The following is a 13,502-nucleotide window of genomic DNA, read 5'->3' as shown; positions in this document are numbered from 1 at the left end:
GTCGATACCCGATCTCCAGCTCATGTCACCCCCCAAAAAAGCTCGCTTGCCCGAACCTAGCATCCACAATGCAGGCTGGAAATCCGATTGTCGAAGTCGAAATCCAATCGCGGCGCCGCAAGGGCGGACGCAGTCGGTCAACGTCTCGAACGACATAGGCGTCGGCCCCGGGGAGTTCGGCTTGTTTCTACCGGACTGAAGACGCATTCTGCCGTTCCGGCGCGGACGACCAGCGCTCGAGCTTCTCCTGGAGGGCGCGAGGGCTGATCGGCTTGGAAAGATAGTCGTCCATGCCAGCCTCCAGGCATCGCTCCCGATCGCCGCGCAAGGCGTGCGCCGTCACGCCGATGATCGGCGTATGGCCGCCCGACGACGCCTCGAAAGACCTTATCGCCGCTGTGGCCTCGAAGCCATTCATTTCCGGCATGGACACATCCATCAGCACCATCATCGGACGCATTTCCCGGAACGCCTCCACGGCCAGGCGCCCGTTGCCGACAATCTGGAAGGTGTAGCCGGCGTCGGACAGGATCTGGGTGAACACAAGCTGGTTCACGTCATTGTCCTCGGCGACCAGTATGTCGACGCGATGCGGCGTCGCATCGTCGCGCTCGACTGTCCGTCCATTCGCCTCCGTCTCGCCAATGCTCCGCGCCGCCTCCGGCCCTGGCAGACGAGCCGCCTCCACAACCCGGGTGCCCTTGCGGCCACGCCCCTGGAGGATGATCGACGTCACAGCCTCCAGCAGAGCCGAAGCCCGCACTGGCTTGGTCAGTTGCGCGTCGATGGCCATGTCTCGCATGGCGCTCGCGCCTAACGAAAGATCGACCGAGGTCAACAGCACGACCGGCGTATCGGCCAGCGACGGCATGCCGCGTATGACACGGACGAAGTCGAAGCCGTTCATGCCCGGCATCTGATAGTCGAGCACGACGCAGTCGACGGAAAGCCCAAGTTGCGTCGCGGCCGCGAGCACCTGCAGCCCTTCCCCGCCGCTCGAAGCCGCGCAGGCATCGAAGCGCCAGTTCGACATCTGTTCCAGCAGAATGGTCCGGTTGACGGCATTGTCGTCCACGACCAGGACACGTGCGCCGGTCACGTCGGCTGGCGCGCCCCTGGTCGGCGCCGGCATCTCGGCTTCCGGCAAGGACAGGGTGACGGAAAAGGTCGAGCCCTGACCCTCGACGCTTTCCACGCCGACCGTTCCGCCCATCAGGCCGACCAGCCGCGAGGTGATCGCGAGGCCAAGGCCCGTGCCCTCATGCCGGCGTGTCGACGAAGCGTCCACCTGGCTGAATTTTTCGAAGACGGTGCCGAGTTTGTCGGGCGGAATGCCTATGCCTGTGTCGGTCACCGACATACGCAGGTTGGTCCCGTCCGTGCCAACGCCATTCCTGGCCTCGACGAGGACGTGGCCGGCGTCGGTGAACTTGATGGCGTTGCCGATCAGGTTGGTGACGATCTGCCTGATCCGGCCAACGTCGCCGACATACGTGTCCTTCAGGTCGGGCGCGACGCGGATGATCAGTTCGAGGTCTTTCTCCTTGGCACGCGCCGAAAGCAGCGTGGCGACGTCCTCGATCGCGTCGGAAAGCCGGAACGGCGCCGCGTCGAGCACCAGTTCGCCGGCGTCGATCTTGGAGAAGTCCAGAATATCGTTGATGATGGTCAGCAGCGCATTACCGGATTTGACGATGATGTCCGTGAACGTCTTCTGTTTGGGATCGAGATCGGAACGCGCCAACAGTTCGGCCATGCCCAGAACGCCATTCATCGGCGTGCGGATCTCGTGACTCATATTGGCGAGGAATTCGGATTTCGCCCGGTCGGCGAGTTCGGCGCGCCGGCGCGCCTCGCGCAGTTCCGCCTCGTGCCGCTTCTGCTCGCTAACGTCGACGGACGAACCGATGAGATAGAGCGATCCGTCTGACGCCGCGAAAGCACTCTTGCGAGCAAGCTGGTGGCGAGTCGAGCCGTCCTTCAGCAGCACCGTCTCGTCGTTGACCTGCGTCTCCCCGGTGCGCAGCACTTCGAGATCGGCCTTGGCGAAGGCTTCGCCGTCCTGGCCGAACAACTGGACATCGGTCCTGCCGATGGCGTCGTGCCTGGAAATGCCGGTGAGATCGGACCAGCCCTTGTTGACGTAGACCAGCTCGAGATCGGGTTTCTTGGCGTAGATGGCGGTCGGCACATTGTCGATCAGGCTGCGGAAAACCTCGTTCTCCCGCAGGCTCTGCTGCAGAAGCGCCTCGCGGCGCTTGATATCGGAAATATCGGTGCTGCAGCCGAAGACATGCCTGAGACCGTCCTGGGTGGTCAGCCGGCCCTTGCGGGTCATCACGTGCATGACGGCGCCATTGCGGCTGGTGACAGCCTCCTCGGCCTCGATGCCGCTGCCAGTCGTGGCCACATAGGTGTCGTCGGCGGTGAAGCCGCTGGCCTCTCCTGCGCCGAACAGTTCCAGATCGGACTTGCCGATCGCGTCCTCCCTGGAATAGCCGGTCAGCTCGCACCAGGCCCTGTTGACGTATTCCAGGGTCAGGCGTTCGGACTTGATGTTCGTGGCCACCGGCATCTCGTCCAGCACGCGGCTGAACAGCTCGATCTGGCGCATCGATTCGCGCAGCGACGTCTCGCGCTCCTTGAGATCGGTGACGTCGACCCGGACGCCGATGAACGAACCTTCCCGGGTGCGTGTGTCGTAGACCTTGAACCACCTGCCGTCGGGATTGAGCCGTTCGGTGACGAGATGCGGCTGATGATAACGCTTCAGATAGAGTTCGACCCATCCATCGCGGTCACTGTCGTAGAGCGCGTCGAGTTCGGGATCGCCGCTGTCGCGGAAGTAGCCGACGGAATGCGCGAGTTCGATCGCATGGCGCAAGCTTCTGTCGGGAAGCCAACTGTCCTTGAGGGCGGGAAGCGTGTCCTGAAGCTTGCGGTTCGCCAACACGAACTTGTCGTCGCGGTCGTAGATGATCACGGCCGCCGGCAGGGACTCCAGAACGTCGGCGAGACGCCGGCGGGCTTCCTCAGCCTCGGTCTCCCTGGCCTTGAGTTGCGAGACGTCGAAGACGAGGCCGGCTATGTACTGCTTGCCGTTTTCGGTGTCGACGCGGCTCTTGCGGACGATGCGCGTACGGCCGATCCCCGCGAACTCGAAATCCTCCTCGATCTCGAACGGCTCCCCTGTCTCCAGGACGGCACGCTCACTCGTTTCGAACCGGTGACCTTCGGTGTCGGAGACGTAGTCGCCGCCGCGCGTGCCGATCATCGCTTCGGCAGTGGCGCCGCAGATAGACGCGAAGGCCTGGTTGACCAGGACGAATTTCAGGTCGCTGTCCTTGATGAAGATCGGATCCTTGATCGTTTCGATGACCGCCTCGGCGAGGCGCGAGCGCTCATGCGCCTCGGCAAGTTCGCGTTCCCGCCGCTTCATCTCGGTGATGTCGAAATAGGAGATCAGCCGCTTGCCACCGGAAAGCGCGGTGACGGAATAGATCAAGGTCTTGCCGTCGGCCCGGACCAACTGGCGCGGCTCGACGTCGCCCGCCTTGATCTCCGCGAGGCGCGACGCGACATAGGTCTCCCACTCCGCATCGGCTACGCCATAGATGCCGGTACGGCGATTTGAATCGATGAGCGAACGGAAGGGCCGTCCGACAGGCAAGGCGTCCGGCGCCAGGCTCCATATGGCATAGAACGCCTTGTTGATGATTTCGGTGTTGAGGTCGGCGTCGAGCAACACGACTCCGAGATCCAGCGAATCTATCGTCCGTTTCAGATCCGAGAGCAGCCGCTCGGACTGGCTGGTGGCATGGTCCAGCGCCGCCATCATGCACGCTGCATCCGGCACGGTTTCCGCATCGGAAGGCGTCTCATTGACGCGATCCGCGAGCGGTGCGGCGCCGTTCAGCCGGGAAAGGGTGGCGGCCACGCCGGTGATGTTGCGCGCGATGCCGCGATAGCCGGCGAACTTGCCGGCATCGTCGACACGCGGAAAACCGGTCATCGATACCCAGCGGCAGTCCGGGCGCGCGCCCGCAAGCATGCAGACGAAATCCCGGAAGGGCCGGCGCGCCTTGAGGTCGGCAAGATGCGCGACTGCCACCATATCCGTATCGTCGCGAAGGCCAAGGGCGTCGGGGTACGCACGCCCGAGCATGGCCTCGGCCGCCTGTCCGGTCGTGGTCGCGTAGCTGGCGGAAAGCCAGGAAAACTGGAGTTCGATGTCGGTTTCCCAGACCCAGCCGGCATCGGCGTCGATCAGGATCTCCGCCTCGGCGCTGGAGAGTTCCAGAGGCACGCCCTGGCCTGCGGCGTGCAGCCGCACCGCCGGTTCCGGATGTTTCGTCGGGGACACAGGTCCTCCCCCGCAAATTTCGCCATCGTGCCCGCCCCCAAGGGACAGGGCGAGCGCCTGATCCTCCGGACACCACCGACTCCATAGGGTCGAACGATTAAGGATTGACTAACCATAAGGTTGAAAATCCCGCGAGCCACGCGCACCCATTCAAATTGTTCGCCCGGCGCAACCACGGCGGTTGCTTGCCGTTGATGCCGGACCGATGATGGCGCATCGACAGCGGAGGAAAGCCGGCATGCCACGCACGCAACCCATCGACACGGCGCCCATGGATGGTCGCAAGGTCCGCGTCGTCTGGACCGACATGGATGGGCAGGAGAACGAGTCGATCGGCCAGTACCGTTCATTGGAAAAGATGCGCGGGACCGGCGGCGACTGGGACGACAGCGATGCCGGCTGGTGGGTTTTCGTCGACGGCTCGACACAGAAGAAGATCTCGCCGCATGCCTGGATCGGCGGCGGGGACGACGACGAGGAGAACTGACCGGCGCCGTCTGTCCGACGCTGCGTGGACCAATCGCTGAATGCGGGGTGACCGGTTCGGGCGACCAGATGCGGGCTTGCGCATATCGCGCGAGCGGCTAGCCTGCGCGGGACGAAGCGCAAGAGGTCCGCATGCAGAAGGTCTTCGACGGCCACAACGACGTTCTGTTTCGCTTGTGGCGGCGTCAGCGCGAAGGCTTCGATCCGATATTCGAGTTCATCGACGGGTCGCCGGCCGGTCACATCGACCTGCCGCGTGCCCGCGCCGGCGGCCTCGCCGGCGGACTGTGCGCCATCTACATCCCCTCCGACGACCTGCACTTCAAGCCTCCGGGCCCCGACGGAACCTACGACACGCCGCCGCCGCGGCCATTGGAACGGGCGCCCTCGCTGGATATCGCGCTGGAATACGCGTCGATCGCGGTAAGGCTGGAGCGGGCCGGTGGCTGGCGGCTCTGCCGCTCGACCGCCGATATCGACGACGCAATGAAGGCGGACGCCTTCGCCGCCGTGCTGCACATGGAGGGATGCGAGGCGATCGGCGCGGATCTCGCCGCGCTCGACGTCTTTTATGCCGCCGGCCTGCGCTCGCTCGGCCCGGTCTGGAGCCGGACCAACATCTTCGGCCACGGCGTGCCCTTCTCCTTTCCGAAGAGCCCCGACACCGGCCCCGGCCTGACCGATGCCGGCAAGGAGCTGGTCAAGGCCTGCAACCGGCTGGGCATCCTGGTCGATCTTTCGCACATCACCGAAAAAGGGTTTTGGGACGTCGCCGCGCTCTCCGACCAGCCGCTGGTCGCCAGCCATTCGAACCCGCACGCTCTGGTTCCGGTGGCACGCAACCTGACCGACAAGCAGCTCGCCGCAATCCGCGAAAGCAACGGCTTGGTGGGCCTGAACTTCGCCGTCACCATGCTGCGCGCCGACGGCCGCGAGAACGCCGAGACGCCGATCTCCGACATGGTTCGCCACATCGATTATCTTGTCGACAAGCTCGGCGTCGACGGCGTGGCGATCGGCTCTGACTTTGACGGCGCGCTGGTGCCGGGCGAAATCGCCGACGCGGCGGGCATGCAGAAGCTCGTTGCCGGACTCCGGGGCGCCGGATATGCTGACACCGAACTCGACAAGATATGTCGTGGAAACTGGCTCAGAATCCTCCACTCGGCTTGGCACGAGCGGGGCTGAAAGACCGGTCAGGATAACAACAGGGGAAAGAACTATGCTGATGGAAAAGATCAACCGGCGCCTTGCGCTGCTTCTGGCCGGCGCGGCGATGTCGGCGGTGATGACCGCGGGCATGCCCGCCTATGCCGACACGCCGGCCGACACGCTGGTGCAGGCCTGGGCGATCGACGACATGATCTCGCTCGACCCCGCCGAGGCGTTCGAGCTTTCCACCGGCGAGATCACCGGCAACACCTACGACATGCTGGTTCGCCTCGACGCCAACGACACCACCAAGATCGTCGGCGGCATCGCCGAAAGCTGGACCGTTTCCGACGACGGCCTGACCTACACCTTCAAGCTGAAACCCGACCTGAAGTTCGCCTCCGGCAACCCGATCACGGCGGAAGACGTCGCCTGGTCGTTCGAGCGCGCCGTCAAACTGAACAAGAGCCCGGCCTTCATCATCCAGCAGTTCGGCCTTACCGGCGACAACGCTGCGGAAAAGGCCAAGGCCGCCGATCCCTCCACCTTCGTCTTCACCGTCGACAAGGCCTATGCGCCGAGCTTCGTGCTCAACTGCCTGACCGCCACTGTCGGCGCGGTCGTCGACAGCAAGACCGTCAAGGAACACGTCGCCGCCGTCACGCCCAGCGACGAGTACAAGTTCGACAATGATTTCGGCAATGGCTGGATGAAGACCAACTTTGCCGGGTCCGGCCCATACAAGACCCGCGAGTGGCGCGCCAACGAAGTCGTCGTGCTGGAGCGCAACGACAATTATTACGGCACCAAGGGCAATCTCGCCCGCGTCATCTACCGTCACGTCAAGGAAAGCGCCACGCAGCGCCTGATGCTGGAAAAGGGCGATGTCGACGTCGCCCGCAATCTCCAGCCCGGCGACATCGACGCCGTCAGCAAGAATGCCGACCTGGTCATCACAGCGACGCCGAAGAGCACGGTCTATTTCTTCAGCCTCAACCAGAAGAACGAGAACCTGGCCAAGCCGGAAGTTCGCGAGGCGTTCAAATACCTGGTCGACTACGACGCGCTCGGCGACACGCTGTTGAAGAACATCGGCGCCATGCGCCAGAACTTCCTGCCCAAGGGCATTCTGGGCGCTCTCGACGACAAACCCTACAAGCTCGACATCGCCAAGGCCAAGGAACTGCTGGCCAAGGCCGGCCTGCCGGACGGTTTTTCGGTGACGATGGACGTGCGCAGCACCCAGCCGGTCACCGGCGTCGCCGAGTCGCTGCAGCAGAACGCCGCGCAAGTGGGCATCAAGATCGAGATCATCCCCGGCGACTTCAAGCAGGTGCTGACCAAGTTCCGCGCTCGCACCCACGAGATGTATATCGGCCAGTGGGGCGTCGACTATTGGGATCCGAACTCTAACGCCGAGACATTCGGCATCAACCCGAACAATGCCGACGACTCCATGAACAAGACCCTGGCCTGGCGCAATGCCTGGGACGTGCCGGCCGACATCCAGGACGAGACCAAGGCCGCCCTGCTCGAACGAGACGCCACCAAGCGCGCGGAGATGTATGCCGACCTGCAGAAGAAAGTGCGCGAAGCCGGTCCGTTTGTCTTCCTGTGGCAGGAAACCGAGGTCGCCGGCCTGCGCAAGAACATCCAGAACTTCAAGCTCGGCCCGACCTTCGACACCAACTTCGTCGGGCCCGTGACCAAGTAACGAACCGCGAAGTCGGGTTCTTTGGCGAACGTCGCCACGGCTGTCGAACCGGGGCGGAGGCGCAAGGGCGTCTCCGCCGTCGTTTCGGCTGTTCTGCGTTTTGTGGTTGTCGGCGCCGTCACCTTCCTTGGCCTGCTGACCGTCACCTTCTTCATCGGCCGCGTCGTGCCGATCGATCCGGTTCTGGCCATCGTCGGCGATCGGGCGTCGGCAAGTGCGGTCGCCGCCGCGCGCCAGCAATACGGGCTAGACCTGCCGCTCTGGCAGCAATTCGCGCTCTACCTGAAGAAAGCTCTGACCGGCGATTTCGGCACCTCGGTCCTGTCCAGCAATCCGGTGATGCAGGACATCTTGCGGGTGTTCCCGGCGACGCTGGAACTGGCCACGGCAGGCACGTTGATCGGCCTGTTTTTCGGCATCCCGCTCGGCGTGCTGGCGGCGGTGAAGCGCGACAGCCTGATCGACCAGATCGTGCGCGTGATCGGCCTGGTCGGCTACTCCATCCCGATCTTCTGGCTAGGCCTCATGGGCCTGCTGATCTTCTACGCCAAACTCGACTGGGTCGCCGGCCCGGGCCGCATCGACATCGCCTATGAATACACCTTCACGCCGATCACCGGCCTGTTCCTGTTCGACGCGGCGATCCAGGGCGAATGGGCTGCCTTCGCCGACATCTTCAGCCACATCATCCTGCCTGCCTCGCTGCTCGGCTATTTTTCCATGGCCTATATCAGCCGCATGACCCGCTCCTTCATGCTGAACGAGCTGGCCCAGGAATACATCGTCGCCGCCCGCGCCAAGGGCCTCCGCGAGACGCGGATCATCTGGGGCCACGCGTTGCGCAACGCCGCCGTGCCACTGGTCACCGTCATCGCGCTTTCCTATGCGACCTTGCTCGAAGGCTCGGTGCTGACCGAGACGATCTTCGCCTGGCCGGGAATTGGCATGTATCTCACCAACTCGCTGCAGAACGCAGACATGAATGCGGTGCTCGGCGGCACCATCGTCATCGGCACCGTGTTCATCGGCCTGAACCTGTTCGCCGACCTGCTCTACCGCCTCCTCGATCCAAGGACACGCGCATGAGCGCCAATGCGATAAGCCGTCGCGACTGGCTGCTGAGCGAGCGGCCGCAATCGCGCCTGCAGGCCCGGCTCGGCCGCGCCTACATGACCTGGCGGCGCTTTTCGGCCAACCGCCTCGCTTTGATCGGTCTGGCGATCATCGTTGCGCTGCTCGTCGTGGCCGCCTTCGCCGACCTGATCGCGCCTTACCCGCCGACGGTAGGCGATCTTCGCCAGGGCCTGCTGCCGCCAAGCGCCGAACACTGGTTCGGCACCGACGACCAGGGCCGCGACATCCTCTCCCGCGTCATCTACGGCTCGCGCCTGACCCTCTATGTCATCGTGCTTGTTGCCATCATCGCCGCCCCGGTCGGACTGATCGTCGGCACGGTGGCAGGCTACGCCGGCGGCTGGATCGACGTAGTCCTGACCCGCATCACCGACATCTTCCTGGCGTTCCCGAAACTCATCCTGGCGCTGGCCTTCGTCGCAGCGCTCGGCCCCGGCATCGAGAATGCGGTGATCGCCATCGCCATCACCTCATGGCCGCCCTATGCGCGCATCGCCCGCGCCGAGACGCTTACCGTGCGCAACTCGGACTATATCTCGGCGGTGAGGCTGATGGGCGCCTCGCCCTGGCGCATCATCCTGCGCCACATCATGCCGCTCTGCATCTCCTCGCTGATCGTGCGGGTAACGCTCGACATGGCGGGCATCATCATCACCGCCGCCGGCCTCGGCTTCCTCGGCCTCGGCGCGCAGCCGCCGCTCCCCGAATGGGGTGCGATGATCGCGTCCGGCCGCCGCTTCATCCTCGACCAGTGGTGGGTGGCCGCCATGCCGGGTGCTGCCATCCTCATCGTCAGCCTCGGCTTCAACCTGCTCGGAGATGGGCTGCGCGACGCTCTCGACCCGCGAGGCAGCCGCCAATGACGCTGCTCCGCATCGAAGATCTCTCCATCCGCTTCCCAACCAGGACCGGCGACATCGAGGCGGTGCGCGACATCTCGTTCAGCGTCGGGCGCGAACGGCTGGCGATCGTCGGCGAATCCGGCTCCGGCAAGTCGCAGACCGGCCGCGCTATCCTCGGCCTGACGCCGGCGTTTGCGCAAGTGACGGCGAAACGCCTGGAGTTCGACGGTATCGACCTCTTGAAGGCGACGCCCCGCCTGCGCCGCGACCTGCGCGGCAAGCGCATCGCCATGATCCTGCAGGATCCGAAATATTCGCTGAACCCCGTGATGCGCATCGGCCGCCAGATCGTCGAGGCTCTGCGGGCCCATGAAAATGTTGGCACGCGCGAGGCGCGCGAGCGCACGCTCGACATGTTGGCCGCCGTGCAGATCCGCGATCCGGCACGCGTCTTCGATCTCTATCCGCACGAGGTTTCCGGCGGCATGGGCCAGCGCGCCATGATCGCCATGATGCTGATCGCCGGCCCCGAATTGCTGATCGCCGACGAGCCCACCTCGGCGCTCGACGTCACGGTGCAACTGGACATCCTCGCCATTCTCGACCGGCTGGTCGCCGAGCGCGGCATGGGACTGATCTTCATATCGCACGATCTGCGGCTGGTCTCGTCCTTCTGCGACCGCGTCATCGTCATGTATGCCGGCCGCGTCGTCGAGGAGATCGCTGCCTCCGAGCTTTCGCGCGCGAAACATCCCTATACGCAAGGCTTGTTGAACTGCATGCCGAGCATCGACGCAGACCGGCATCCGCTGCCGACGCTGGAGCGCCGGCCGGAGTGGCTGCTTTGACCGCCGCGCTCGACATAACCGGACTCGTCGTTTCCTATGATGGCTTTCGCGCGCTCGACGGCGTCAGCCTGACGGTGCAGCCGGGCGAATCCTTTGGCCTCGTCGGCGAATCCGGCTCCGGCAAATCGACCGTGCTGCGCGCCATCGCCGGGCTGGCGCCGGTCGAAAGCGGAAGCATCGCCGTCGAGGGCATTCCGATCGGCAAGCGCCGCGACAAGGCCTTCTATCGCCGCGTCCAGATGGTGTTCCAGGACCCCTACGGTTCTCTGCATCCCCGCCAGACGGTAGACCGGCTGCTTGCCGAACCGCTGGCGATCCATGGATTCTCCGATGCCGAAAGCCGCATCCTGCGCGCACTGGACGAAGTCGGCCTGGGTTCGGGGTTCCGCTTCCGCTATTCGCACCAGCTTTCCGGCGGCCAGCGCCAGCGCGTCGCCATCGCCCGCGCGCTCATCCTCGAGCCGTCGATCCTGCTTCTCGATGAACCGACCTCGGCGCTTGACGCCTCTGTCCAGGCCGAGGTGCTGAACCTGCTCGAAAAGATCCGGCGCGACCGCAAGCTGACCTATCTCATGGTCAGTCATGACCTCGCCGTCATCGCCCATATGTGCGGCCGGTTGATGGTAATGCGCGGCGGTCAGGCGGTCGAGTCGCTTGCCGCGAAAGACCTGGCCTCCCGGCGCGCCGGCGATCCCTATACGCAGCGGCTGCTGGTCGCCAGCGAAGGGTTTGTGCGCAACGCGGAAACGGCCGCTAGCGAGGCCTGAAAAAATTCCGCTTGCGATGCAACCAAGATTTTCGCCGCGCATTGTTGGAGCGGGTGAGATCTCTTCGGCCCCCCTCCCGAACCGCTCACCAGATGGAAAGCCGCCTTCCCCCCAGGCGGCTTTCCTTATTTTGGCGACCGGGTCTCGCCGGATTCGCACCTAACGAAGCTGCGGACGGCCTGTCCGGACCAGGCGAGGACGCATAGGTCCCGCCTTACCGCCGCATGGCCAGAGAGCTTCAGAGCCCTTTCGCATTTGCGAAAAATCCGTTATGAGCCCGCCAACGAAACGCGGCGCATACCGGTATCGCGCCCGAAACCTTCCCGAGCTGACAATGAACATCCGCAATATCGCGATCATCGCGCACGTCGACCATGGCAAGACAACGCTTGTCGACCAGCTACTGAGGCAGGCCGGCTCGTTCCGCGAGAACCAGCGCGTGGCGGAACGCGCGATGGACTCCAACGACCTCGAAAAGGAACGCGGCATCACCATCCTTGCCAAGGCGACCTCGGTCGACTGGAAGGATACCCGCATCAACATCGTCGACACCCCCGGCCACGCCGATTTCGGCGGCGAGGTCGAGCGCATCCTGTCAATGGTGGATAGCGCCATCGTGCTGGTGGACGCCGCCGAAGGGCCGATGCCGCAGACGAAGTTCGTCGTCGGCAAGGCGTTGAAGGTCGGCCTGCGCCCGATCGTCGTCATCAACAAGATCGATCGCCCCGACGCGCGCCATGTCGAAGTCGTCAACGAGGTGTTCGATCTGTTCGCCGCGCTCGACGCCAATGACGAGCAGCTCGATTTCCCGATCCTCTACGGTTCCGGCCGCGACGGCTGGGTGGCGGAAAACCCGGAAGGGCCGAAGGACCAGGGGCTGGCCCCGCTGTTCGATCTCATCCTGAAACACGTGCCGGCGCCGGCGGTCCACCCTGGCCCCTTCCGCATGATCGGCACGCTTCTCGAGGCCAATCCGTTCCTCGGCCGCATCATCACCGGCCGCATCGAATCCGGCACGCTTAAGTCCAACATGCCGGTCAAGGTCCTCAACAACGACGCCTCGGTGGTCGAGACCGGCCGCATTTCAAAAATCCTCGCCTTCCGCGGCCTCGAGCGCCAGCCGATCGACGAGGCCCAGGCAGGCGACATCGTCGCCATCGCCGGCCTGTCCAAGGGCACTGTTGCCGATACGTTCTGCGACCCGTCCGTGACCGAGCCGCTGCACGCGCAGCCGATCGATCCCCCGACGGTGACGATGTCGTTTATCGTCAACGACAGCCCGCTCGCAGGCACCGAGGGCGACAAGGTCACCAGCCGCGTCATCCGCGACCGTCTGTTGCGCGAGGCGGAAGGCAATGTCGCGCTCAAGATCGAGGAATCGGCCGAGAAGGATTCGTTCTTCGTTTCGGGTCGCGGCGAATTGCAGCTTGCCGTGCTGATCGAGACGATGCGCCGCGAAGGGTTCGAACTCGCCGTGTCGCGTCCGCGCGTCGTCATGCAGAAGGCCGAGAACGGCGACCTGCTGGAGCCGATCGAGGAAGTCGTCATCGACGTCGACGAGGAGCATTCGGGCATCGTCGTGCAGAAGATGTCGGAGCGCAAGGCCGAGATGATCGAGCTGCGCCCGTCCGGCGGCAACCGGCAACGCCTGGTTTTCCATGCCCCAACGCGCGGCCTGATCGGCTACCAGTCCGAACTCCTGACCGACACGCGCGGCACGGCCGTCATGAACCGGCTGTTCCACGCCTACGAGCCCTACAAGGGCGACATCCCGCAGCGCACCAACGGCGTGCTGATCTCCAACGACGCCGGCGAGTCCGTCGCGTTTGCGATGTGGAACCTCGAGGACCGCGGGCCGATGGTCATCGAGGCTGGCGTAAAAGTCTATCAGGGCATGATCATCGGCATCCATTCGCGCGACAACGACCTGGAAGTGAACGTCCTGAAAGGCAAGAAGCTCACCAACATCCGCGCCGCCGGCAAGGACGAGGCCGTCAAGCTGACGCCGCCGATCCGTATGACACTGGAACGCGCGCTCGCCTGGATTCAGGACGACGAACTGGTCGAGGTGACGCCGAAGACCATCCGCCTGCGCAAGCTCTATCTCGATCCCAACGAGCGCAAGCGCTTCGAGAAGCAGAAGATCAGCGGTGCGGCTTAAGTTTTATCTCTCGTTCGAGGCTACGGAGCGCGGAT

At 64.3% G+C, this 13,502-nt stretch carries 9 protein-coding genes; 8 read left to right on the top strand and 1 reads right to left on the bottom strand.

Annotated features, from left to right (window positions below; all coding sequences use genetic code 11):
- Positions 1 to 187: 187 nt before the first annotated feature.
- A complete protein-coding gene (locus tag RB623_RS00765; protein ID WP_308054828.1) occupies positions 188 to 4,363 on the bottom strand; it encodes a PAS domain-containing protein in 4,176 nt (1,391 codons plus the stop codon).
- 238 nt (positions 4,364 to 4,601) lie between these two features.
- Here RB623_RS00765 and RB623_RS00760 point away from each other — a divergent pair, with 238 nt between their 5' ends.
- The 8 genes from RB623_RS00760 (at position 4,602) to typA (ending at position 13,467) form a co-directional block, all read left to right on the top strand.
- Complete coding sequence (locus RB623_RS00760; protein ID WP_308054827.1) at positions 4,602 to 4,850, top strand: hypothetical protein; 249 nt, start codon at positions 4,602 to 4,604, stop codon at positions 4,848 to 4,850.
- A 131-nt stretch (positions 4,851 to 4,981) separates the two neighbouring features.
- Complete coding sequence (locus RB623_RS00755; protein ID WP_308054826.1) at positions 4,982 to 6,037, top strand: dipeptidase; 1,056 nt, start codon at positions 4,982 to 4,984, stop codon at positions 6,035 to 6,037.
- A 34-nt stretch (positions 6,038 to 6,071) separates the two neighbouring features.
- Positions 6,072 to 7,715, top strand: coding sequence for an ABC transporter substrate-binding protein (locus tag RB623_RS00750; RefSeq protein ID WP_308054825.1), 1,644 nt, complete (start codon positions 6,072 to 6,074; stop codon positions 7,713 to 7,715).
- 21 nt (positions 7,716 to 7,736) lie between these two features.
- Positions 7,737 to 8,801 carry an ABC transporter permease gene (locus RB623_RS00745; RefSeq protein ID WP_308054824.1) on the top strand — a complete coding sequence of 355 codons (1,065 nt, stop codon included), beginning with the start codon at positions 7,737 to 7,739 and terminating at the stop codon, positions 8,799 to 8,801.
- Entirely contained in the window at positions 8,798 to 9,712 is a 915-nt protein-coding gene (nikC, locus tag RB623_RS00740) for a nickel transporter permease (RefSeq protein WP_308054823.1), read from the top strand. The genes RB623_RS00745 and nikC overlap by 4 nt, the downstream gene beginning before the upstream one ends.
- Positions 9,709 to 10,539, top strand: a complete 831-nt coding sequence (locus tag RB623_RS00735) for an ABC transporter ATP-binding protein (protein WP_308054822.1) — start codon at positions 9,709 to 9,711, stop codon at positions 10,537 to 10,539. The genes nikC and RB623_RS00735 overlap by 4 nt, the downstream gene beginning before the upstream one ends.
- The gene (locus RB623_RS00730; protein WP_308055095.1) at positions 10,536 to 11,306 is read left to right on the top strand and encodes an ABC transporter ATP-binding protein; all 771 of its coding nucleotides are present in this window, start codon (positions 10,536 to 10,538) and stop codon (positions 11,304 to 11,306) included. The genes RB623_RS00735 and RB623_RS00730 overlap by 4 nt, the downstream gene beginning before the upstream one ends.
- Before the next feature lie 334 nt (positions 11,307 to 11,640).
- Positions 11,641 to 13,467, top strand: coding sequence for a translational GTPase TypA (gene typA, locus RB623_RS00725; RefSeq protein ID WP_308054821.1), 1,827 nt, complete (start codon positions 11,641 to 11,643; stop codon positions 13,465 to 13,467).
- The last annotated feature ends 35 nt before the right edge of the window (positions 13,468 to 13,502 follow it).

Source organism: Mesorhizobium sp. LHD-90, assembly GCF_030929505.1.
Taxonomy (GTDB): Bacteria; Pseudomonadota; Alphaproteobacteria; order Rhizobiales; family Rhizobiaceae; genus Kumtagia.
This window is presented reverse-complemented; position numbering and strand designations above follow the sequence as displayed.

Excerpts from the sequence above, each read along its gene's own strand:
- nikC (WP_308054823.1), top strand. The coding sequence starts at position 8,798 with ATGAGCGCCAATGCGATAAGCCGTCGCGACTGGCTGCTGAGCGAGCGG.
- RB623_RS00750 (WP_308054825.1), top strand. The coding sequence starts at position 6,072 with ATGCTGATGGAAAAGATCAACCGGCGCCTTGCGCTGCTTCTGGCCGGC.
- typA (WP_308054821.1), top strand. The coding sequence starts at position 11,641 with ATGAACATCCGCAATATCGCGATCATCGCGCACGTCGACCATGGCAAG.
- RB623_RS00755 (WP_308054826.1), top strand. The coding sequence starts at position 4,982 with ATGCAGAAGGTCTTCGACGGCCACAACGACGTTCTGTTTCGCTTGTGG.
- RB623_RS00760 (WP_308054827.1), top strand. The coding sequence starts at position 4,602 with ATGCCACGCACGCAACCCATCGACACGGCGCCCATGGATGGTCGCAAG.
- RB623_RS00735 (WP_308054822.1), top strand. The coding sequence starts at position 9,709 with ATGACGCTGCTCCGCATCGAAGATCTCTCCATCCGCTTCCCAACCAGG.